This is a genomic window from Rhodococcus sp. (in: high G+C Gram-positive bacteria), from assembly GCF_049299235.1.
Taxonomy (GTDB): domain Bacteria; phylum Actinomycetota; class Actinomycetes; order Mycobacteriales; family Mycobacteriaceae; genus Rhodococcus.
On sequence record NZ_JBAQXC010000188.1, the window covers coordinates 1 to 8,400 of the forward strand.

An 8,400-nucleotide genomic window follows, 5' to 3' on the forward strand; every position below is an offset into this window, starting at 1 on the left:
GCACCGACGAGCGCGAGCGCCGCCTCGGGTCCCGGACAACTGATCTCGAGTGCCGACGAGCGTCCCGGTTCGGTGAGCGAACCGTGGGCCAGGAAGGCACCGCGCCAGGCGGCTTCGGCGTCGGCGATGCTGCCGCCGACGACCTGCGAGGGTAGCCCGCGGACCGGCCTGCCACGCAGGTCGAGCAGGCCGGTCTGGCGCGCGAGCGCCTCGCCGTCCTTGGCGACCCGGACGATGTACCGCGAACTCTTGCGCAGACCGCCGGCCCCGAGCACATGTACCTCGGCCGAATAGCCGAACAACTCGAAGATCTCGCGGCGCAATCGGCGCGCGATCGAACCGAGGTCCACCTCGGCTTCGACCACGACACGACCACCGACGATGTGCAGGCCACCGGCGAAACGCAGGAGAGCGGACACCTCGGCCTTGCGGCTGCTGGTGCGGGTCACCGCGAGCCTGCTCAGCTCGTCCTTGACCTCCACTGTCATTGCCACGAGACGATCTCCCTTCGGCTGCTGTCGCTGGTGTCGGCGGCGCCGGACGCGGCAGGCAGATGCGTTGCCAGGACCCCGGCAAGTTTCACGGGGTCGTGTCGGTGAGTACCGGTTTCCGCGACGTCGGCGTAGACGATCTCGGCATCGAAGCGGGCGGCGGCCCGGCACAGGTGTTCCCGCTCACGACCGGCGGGCACAGACGTCGCGTCGACGACGATGTAGTCGACACGGAATCCCGGTGCGTGCTGCGCCAACACATGCAAGTGACGTTCGGTGGAGAACCCGGCGGTCTCCCCCGGTTCCGCGGCGAGGTTCAGGACCAGCACCTTGCGGGCCGGCGTTCGGGTGAGCGCGTCGAGCAGGTCCGGGACCAGCATGTGCGGGATGACGCTCGAGAACCACGATCCCGGCCCGAGTACCACCAGGTCGGCGGCATCGACTGCGGCCAGGGCGTCCGGGCATGCCGGTGGGTCGGCGGGGATCAGCCGGACCCGGCGCACCTTGCCGGGTGTGGTGGCGACCGCGACCTGACCGCGGATACCGCGACTGACGCGCGGATCCGATTCGAGCCCCGAAACGTCCGCTTCGATGTCCAGCGGAATCGGCGACATCGGCAGGACCCGGCCGCGAATGTCGAGGACGGAGCCGAGCCGGTCCAGGGCCGCGACGGGGTCGCCGAGGACCTCGGTGAGTCCGGCGAGGATCAGGTTCCCGACAGAGTGCCCGGCGAGCGCACCGGTGCCGCCGAACCGGTGTTGCACGGTGTCGGTCCACACCCGGACGTCCGGGCTGTCGGCGGCGAGTGCGGCGAGCGCCATGCGCAGATCGCCCGGGGGAATGACGCCGAGTTCGGCGCGCAGACGCCCGGAGGAACCGCCGTCGTCGGCGACGGTGACGATCGCGGTGACCCGATCGGTGAGGCGCCGCACGGCACTGAGCGTCGCATACAGGCCGTGCCCACCACCCAGTGCGACGATCGTCGCCGCAGTCATTCGCGACCCAGATCGCGATGCACGACGTGTACGGTCAGCGCAGGATCCTGGGCGAGGTGCGCGGCGAGCGCTTCGGTCATCGCCACGCTTCGGTGCTTGCCGCCGGTGCAGCCCACCGCGATCGTCATGTAGCGCTTTCCTTCCCGGCGGTAGCCGGCCGTGGTCAGTTGGAGCACTCGATGATAGGTCTGTAGGTAGTCGGCGGCACCATCGCGGGAGAGCACGTAGTCGCGCACGTCGGCGTCCTGCCCGGTGTGGTCACGCAGGTGCGGCACCCAGTGCGGGTTCGGCAGGAACCTCACGTCGCACACGAGGTCCGCGTCCATCGGCAGACCGTACTTGAATCCGAACGATTCGACGGTCACCTGGATGGTGTCGGCAGCCGCGTCACCGAACGCCGATTCGATCTTGCGGCGCAGTTCCGGCCCCGACAACGCCGACGTGTCGACCACCAGATCCGCGGCCGCCTTGACAGGGGCGAGTTGGGCTCGTTCGGCGGCGATACCGTCGGCGAGGGTGCGATCGGCGGTGTCCGCCTGCAGCGGATGACTACGACGCACCTGTTCGAACCGCCGGATGAGCACGGCGTCCGTTGCCTCGAGGAACAGCACGCGGGTACGCACCGGGCGGGCAGCGAGTTCGGTGACGACCCAGCCGAGGTCTCCGGTGAACAGGCGACTCCGCACATCCATCACGACGGCGAGTCGTTCGAGCGGGGGTTCGGCCTGCACCGCCAGGTCGACCATGGATATGACCAGTTGCGGCGGCACGTTGTCGGAGACGTACCAGCCGAGATCCTCCAGGGCGGTGGCCGCGGTGCTCATGCCCGCACCCGACAGTCCGGTGACCAGGGTGACCTCGGCACGCCGATCTCCGGGCGCCTCGGCGCCTCCGGTACTGCCCGGTTCCGGTCCGGACGGCCCGACCACAGTGTGTTGTTTCACAGTTCCGACTCCGCTCGTGGTCCCGACACGCCGACGTTGCCATCATCACGTACCGGCATGTCCTCCGCAGCGCGATCGGCGTCGACCCGGCCGGCGGGGGCCGGATCGGACGGCGTGCCGGTCCCTGCCGTGTCGGTCCCTGCTGTGTCGGTCCCTGCCGCGTCGTCCGCGCGTAACGCGGTGAGGACCGCGCGGGCAGTGGCCGCTCCGATACCGGGGACGGCCGTGATGTCCTCGATGCTCGCGTCCCGCAGTCGCGCCACCGACCCGAAGTGCGTGACCAGCGCGGTGCGTCGCGTCTGACCGAGTCCCCGGACCCCGTCCAGCGCGGACGCCGTCATGCGGCGCGACCGTTTGCTGCGATGGAAGGTGATCGCGAAGCGGTGCGCTTCGTCGCGCACCCGCTGCAACAGATACAACGATTCGCTGGTGCGCGGCAGGATCACCGGATCCGATTCGCCCGGCACCCACACTTCCTCGAGGCGCTTGGCCAGACCGATCACCGATACGTCGGTGACACCGAGTTCGTCGAGGACCGCCGCGGCGGCCGCGACCTGCGGGGCGCCACCGTCCACGACGTAGAGATTCGGCGGATACGCGAAGCGCCGCGGCTTGCCGGTCGCCGGATCGAGCGCGGCCTCGGTCCCGAAGTCGCCGCCGTCTCCCCCCTCCCCGTCAGCAACGATGTCGCGTCGGTGCCGCAGGAAGCGCCGGCGGGTGACCTCCGCGATGGAAGCGACGTCGTCGGAGCGACCGTCTCCGGCGGCTTCCCGGATCGCGTAGTGCCGATAGTCCGACTTGCGGGGTAGGCCGTCCTCGAACACCACGAGGGAGGCGACGACGTCGGTGCCCTGTACATGGCTGATGTCGACGCATTCGATGCGTAGCGGCGCCGAATCCAGGTCGAGCGCGTCCTGAATGCCTTGAAGCGCCGCGGACCGCGCGGTGAAATCGCCGGCGCGACGCAGTTTGTGCTGGGCGAGGGCTTCCGTCGCATTGCGCTGCACGGTTTCTGCGAGGGCCTTCTTGTCGCCGCGTTGCGGCACCCGCAACCGGACCGGGCCGTCGCGCAGTCCGGCAAGCCAGCGGCTCATCTCCTGCGGGTCCGGCGGCAGCGCCGGCACCAGTACCTCGCGCGGTACCGCACTACCGGCCGGTTCGGTACCGGCGGATTCCGTCAGTGCCGCTTCCTCGCCGTAGAACTGGGTGAGGAACTGCTCGACGAGCAGCGCATCCTCGGCGCCTTCCCCTCCGTTACCGTCGGCGGCATCCGGACGGTCGACGACGTCCCCGGACTTCTCGACGACCCAGCCGCGCTGCCCGCGCACCCGGCCTCCGCGAACGTGGAAGACCTGCACCGACACCTCGAGGTCGTCGCCGGCGAACGCCACCAGGTCCGCGTCGGTGCCGTCGCCGAGCACGACTGCCTGCTTCTCGAGCGCCTTGCGCAATGCACCCAGATCGTCGCGGAGGCGGGCGGCGGTTTCGAAGTCGAGATCCGCAGACGCCGCCTGCATGCGCGCTTCGACGTCGCGAACCAACATGTCGGTGCGGCCGGCGAGGAAGTCGCAGAAGTCGTCCACGATCCGGCGGTGTTCGGCAGCGTCGACGCGGCCGACGCACGGCGCCGAGCACTTGTCGATGTAGCCGAGCAGACACGGCCGGCCGATCTGGGTGTGCCTTTTGAACACCCCGGCCGTGCAGGTGCGGGCGGGAAACACCCGCAGCAACAGGTCGAGGGTTTCCCGGATCGCCCACGCGTGCGAGTACGGGCCGAAGTAGCGCACCCCCTTGCGCCGCGGGCCACGGTAGACGAACAAGCGCGGATACTCCTCGCCCACGGTGACCGCGAGCATCGGATACGTCTTGTCGTCGCGATAGCGGACGTTGAACCGAGGATCGAACTCCTTGATCCAGTTGTATTCGAGTTGCAGCGCCTCGACCTCGGTGCGGACCACCGTCCACTCGACGCTGCCCGCGGTGGTGACCATCTGCCGGGTCCGTGGATGCAGCGACGCGACGTCCGCGAAGTACGAATTCAGCCGTGATCGCAGGCTTTTCGCCTTGCCGACATAGACGACTCGGCCGTGCGGATCGCGGAACTTGTAGACGCCCGGCTCGGCCGGGACGGATCCGGGTGCGGGGCGGTAGGTCGACGGGTCGGGCACGAGTCCAGGCTAGTCGGCACCACCGACGGGTTTGCCGTACCGGGCGTGCAGCGCGCGAAACGTATCGGCCGCTTCGGCCGTGTGCTGCCCGTCACGCACCTGCAACGCCGCGACCGGCAGGTACTCGTCGTGGGGTAGTTCGAGGCGCGCCCACGGGCCACCGTGCGCGAAGCTCAGCCCGCGCACCTCGTCCCAGTCCAGTCGCCGTTCACCGAACACTTTGCGCACTTCGACACCGGCAGCGCCGGCCCGCAACCGCGGCCGCGTGAACATCAGCGTGAACCCCGACACGATGATTCCGATCGCCACCATCGCGATCTGATCGGCCAGGCGCAGATACGCGCCGCTGTGGCCGCCGCCGCGCAGCACCAGAGCTGCCCCGATGTGGCCGAGCATCAGGAACGACGCGCCGAGGATCATCCACCGGCGCATCTTGACGCTTCGGACGTCGAGCTCCCAGTCCGTCGTCGTGGCAGCCACGGTCATCGCCCGGTCTCCCGGAGGCGCCGCAGGGTGACCGCGGCATCGAGTGCGGCCGCGCACGCCTGCCCGCCCTTGTCCTCGACCGAACCGGCCAGACCGGACCGGACCAGAGCCTGCTGTTCGGTGTCGGTGGTGAGGACACCGTTGCCGACCGGAGTGCCCTCGTCGAGCGCGACCCGGGTCAGACCGGACGTGACCGCGTCACATACATACTCGAAGTGCGGGGTGCCCCCGCGGATGACGACTCCGAGCGCGACAACTGCATCGTGGGTGCGGGCCAGGTGCTGCGCGACGACCGGCAGTTCGACGGCACCGGCGACCCGCTCCACGGTGACATCGGTGATGCCGGCCTCGTCGGCGACGCGGTGTGCGCCCGCGATCAGGGCTTCGGAGATCCGCTCGTGCCAGCGGCCTGCGACGATCGCCAAGCGCAGCCCGCGCGCATGGGCGAGCTGCAGATCGGGAAGTCCTTCACCGCTCATCAGGCGTCACCGGCCTCGAAGTCGTCCAGTCCGACCAGGTCGTGCCCCATCCGGTCGCGCTTGGTACGCAGGTAGGTGAGGTTCTCGGCGTTGGCCCGCAACGGCATCGCAACCCGCTCGGTGATCTGCAGACCGTAGCCGTCGAGGCCGACGCGCTTGGCCGGGTTGTTGGTGAGCAACCGCATCGACGAGACACCGAGATCGACGAGGATCTGCGCGCCGATGCCGTAGTCGCGGGCATCGGCGGGCAGGCCCAGCTGCAGATTCGCGTCGACCGTGTCCGACCCGGAGTCCTGCAACTGGTAGGCCTGCAACTTGTGCATGAGACCGATGCCGCGGCCCTCGTGTCCGCGCATGTACAGCACGACACCGCGTCCTTCGGCAGCGATCATCTCGAGTGCCGCATCGAGTTGCGGCCCACAGTCGCAGCGCAGCGAACCGAACACATCGCCGGTCAGGCATTCGGAGTGGACGCGCACGAGCACATCCGAGCCGTCGTCGTCCGGTCCGGCGATGTCGCCGCGCACGAGGGCGACGTGCTCGACCTCGTCGTAGATGCTCTGGTAGCCGACGGCGGTGAAGTCACCGTGTCGGGTGGGGATGCGGGCTTCGGCGATGCGCACGACATGCTTCTCGTGCTTGCGGCGCCACGCGATGAGATCGGCGATGGAGATCAAGGCGAGTTCGTGTTCGTCGGCGAAGACCCGGAGTTCGTCGGTGCGGGCCATCTCACCTTCGTCCTTCTGCGAGACGATTTCGCAGATGACGCCGGCGGGACGTAGATCGGCCATGCGTGCCAGATCGACGGCGGCCTCGGTGTGTCCGGGGCGACGCAGCACGCCGCCTTCCTTCGCGCGCAGCGGCACGACGTGGCCGGGCCGGGTGAAGTCGTCGGCGCGGGTTGTCGGATCCGCGAGCAGGCGCATCGTCGCGGCGCGATCCGATGCGGAGATGCCGGTGCCGATGCCTTCCTTCGCGTCGACGGTGACCGTGTACGCGGTGCCGTGTTTGTCTTGATTGGTGGAGTACATCGGGGGTAGCCCGAGGCGATCGCAGTCTTCTCCGTCGAGCGGTACACACAGGTAGCCCGAGGTGTACCGCACCATGAACGCCACCAGTTCGGGCGTGGCCTTTTCGGCTGCGAAGATGAGGTCGCCCTCGTTCTCCCGGTCCTCGTCGTCGACCACGACGACGGCCTTGCCGGCTGCGATGTCTGCGACCGCACGCTCGATCGAGTCGAACCTCGTCACTTGTCTGGACTCCAAATCTCGATATTCCAACAACTGCATGCACTGGCACGGCACGGGAAACTGCCGCATTCCACAGTACGACTCAGCGGCCCGCGCGCTGCAGCCGCTCCACGTACTTTGCGATCACATCGACCTCGAGGTTGACGACTGCGCCGGGTTCGGCGGCGCCGAGCGTGGTCATCGACAAGGTGGTGGGGATCAGCGAAATCTCGAACCAGTGCGGTCCTGTGTCGCCGCCGAGACCGGACACGGTCAGCGACACACCGTCGACGGTGATCGAACCCTTCTCGACGACATACCGAGACACGGTGTCCGGCAAGGAAATCCGAACGACAGTCCAGTTCTCGGACGGGGCACGGGAGATCACGGTGCCGGTGCCGTCGACATGTCCCTGCACCAGATGACCACCGAGCCTGCTGCCGAGCGCGGCGGCCCGTTCGAGGTTGACCCGGCTGCCCGCGGCCAGGTTCGACAGGCTCGACCGGTTCAGGGTCTCCTGCATCACATCGGCCGTGAAGCTGTCTCCGCCGACGACGTCGACGACGGTCAGGCACACGCCGTTCACCGCGATGGACTCGCCGTGCGCGGCGTCGGAGGTGACCAGCGGTCCGCGCACGGTGAATCGTGCCGCGTCGGCCAGATCCTCGCGCGCGACGACTTCACCCAGCTCTTCGACGATCCCGGTGAACATCTACCCGCTCCTTTGCTCCCGGTCGGGGACCAGGGTCATCAACACGTCGGCGCCGATCGTTTCGACGCGCTCCCGACGAAACCGTATCGCCTCGGTGATGGTGTTCACGCCCGCGTCCCTCACAGCGGACAGTCCGTCACCGAGGAGAACCGGCGCGAGGTACGCCTGGATGCGATCGACGCGCCGCGCCGCGAGGAAGGCACCGGCCAATTGCGGACCACCCTCGAGCAGCACATCGGGGTGCTCGGTCAGCGCGTCCAGCACCTCGTCGACATCGCGGGTGGGCAGCACCAGGGTCGGTGCGGCGTCGTCGAGGACACGTGCACGTGTCGGCAGGTTCCGGGTGCCCACCACCACCCGCAGCGGCTGGTGCGGGGCGAGCGAACCGTCGGGCAACCGGGCGGTGAGCCACGGATCGTCCGCGAGAACCGTGCCGGTGCCGACGACGATCGCATCGAGTTTGGCGCGTTCGGCGTGCACGACGGCACGGGACTCCGGCCCGGAGATCCATCGACTGGTGCCGTCGGCGGCGGCGATGCGCCCGTCCAGCGACGCCGCATACTTCCAGGTCACGTGCGGACGTCCGGTGCGGGTGCAGTGCAGCCACGCCCGCAGTGGGCCTGCGGCGACCACGTCCGCACCGAGACCCTCGTGCACGGTGATACCGGCGGCGCGCAGCGTCGCGGCGCCACCGGCAGCGGACCTATTCGGATCGGGCACCGCGTAGTAGACGGTCGCGATGCCCGCATCGATCAACGCACGGGTACACGGTCCGGTGCGTCCGGTGTGATCGCACGGTTCCAGCGTCACCACCGCGGTTCCACCGCGGGACCGCTCCCCAGCCGCGCGCAGCGCCATCACCTCGGCGTGTGGCCCGCCCGGCGGCTGGGTGGCGC

At 69.0% G+C, this 8,400-nt stretch carries 9 protein-coding genes; all 9 read right to left on the minus strand.

Features of this window, described 5'->3' with window-relative positions:
• Positions 1-494, minus strand: a 494-nt coding sequence (whiA, locus tag WAX14_RS11400; RefSeq protein WP_422628172.1) for a DNA-binding protein WhiA, incomplete at its 3' end; no start/stop codon positions are given.
• Positions 485-1,486 (minus strand): gluconeogenesis factor YvcK family protein, encoded by a 1,002-nt coding sequence (locus WAX14_RS11405; RefSeq protein WP_422628173.1) that lies wholly within the window; start codon positions 1,484-1,486, stop codon positions 485-487. The genes WAX14_RS11405 and whiA, both read right to left, overlap by 10 nt.
• The gene (rapZ, locus tag WAX14_RS11410; protein ID WP_422628180.1) at positions 1,483-2,337 is read right to left on the minus strand and encodes an RNase adapter RapZ; all 855 of its coding nucleotides are present in this window, start codon (positions 2,335-2,337) and stop codon (positions 1,483-1,485) included. The genes WAX14_RS11405 and rapZ overlap by 4 nt, the downstream gene beginning before the upstream one ends.
• Before the next feature lie 89 nt (positions 2,338-2,426).
• Positions 2,427-4,598 (minus strand): excinuclease ABC subunit UvrC, encoded by a 2,172-nt coding sequence (gene uvrC / locus WAX14_RS11415; RefSeq protein ID WP_422628174.1) that lies wholly within the window; start codon positions 4,596-4,598, stop codon positions 2,427-2,429.
• 9 nt (positions 4,599-4,607) lie between these two features.
• Positions 4,608-5,084 (minus strand): PH domain-containing protein, encoded by a 477-nt coding sequence (locus WAX14_RS11420; RefSeq protein ID WP_422628175.1) that lies wholly within the window; start codon positions 5,082-5,084, stop codon positions 4,608-4,610.
• Positions 5,081-5,563 (minus strand): 6,7-dimethyl-8-ribityllumazine synthase, encoded by a 483-nt coding sequence (ribH, locus tag WAX14_RS11425; protein WP_422628176.1) that lies wholly within the window; start codon positions 5,561-5,563, stop codon positions 5,081-5,083. The genes WAX14_RS11420 and ribH overlap by 4 nt, the downstream gene beginning before the upstream one ends.
• Positions 5,563-6,813, minus strand: coding sequence for a bifunctional 3,4-dihydroxy-2-butanone-4-phosphate synthase/GTP cyclohydrolase II (locus WAX14_RS11430; RefSeq protein ID WP_422628177.1), 1,251 nt, complete (start codon positions 6,811-6,813; stop codon positions 5,563-5,565). Before WAX14_RS11430 ends, ribH begins: the two co-directional genes overlap by 1 nt.
• An 82-nt stretch (positions 6,814-6,895) precedes the next feature.
• Complete coding sequence (locus WAX14_RS11435) at positions 6,896-7,504, minus strand: riboflavin synthase (RefSeq protein WP_422628178.1); 609 nt, start codon at positions 7,502-7,504, stop codon at positions 6,896-6,898.
• Positions 7,505-8,400, minus strand: an 896-nt coding sequence (gene ribD / locus WAX14_RS11440; protein WP_422628179.1) for a bifunctional diaminohydroxyphosphoribosylaminopyrimidine deaminase/5-amino-6-(5-phosphoribosylamino)uracil reductase RibD, incomplete at its 5' end; no start/stop codon positions are given.

Coding starts and splice junctions, on each gene's coding strand:
- WAX14_RS11405 (WP_422628173.1), bottom strand. CDS start 1,486: ATGACTGCGGCGACGATCGTCGCACTGGGTGGTGGGCACGGCCTGTAT.
- WAX14_RS11420 (WP_422628175.1), bottom strand. CDS start 5,084: ATGACCGTGGCTGCCACGACGACGGACTGGGAGCTCGACGTCCGAAGC.
- ribH (WP_422628176.1), bottom strand. CDS start 5,563: ATGAGCGGTGAAGGACTTCCCGATCTGCAGCTCGCCCATGCGCGCGGG.
- WAX14_RS11435 (WP_422628178.1), bottom strand. CDS start 7,504: ATGTTCACCGGGATCGTCGAAGAGCTGGGTGAAGTCGTCGCGCGCGAG.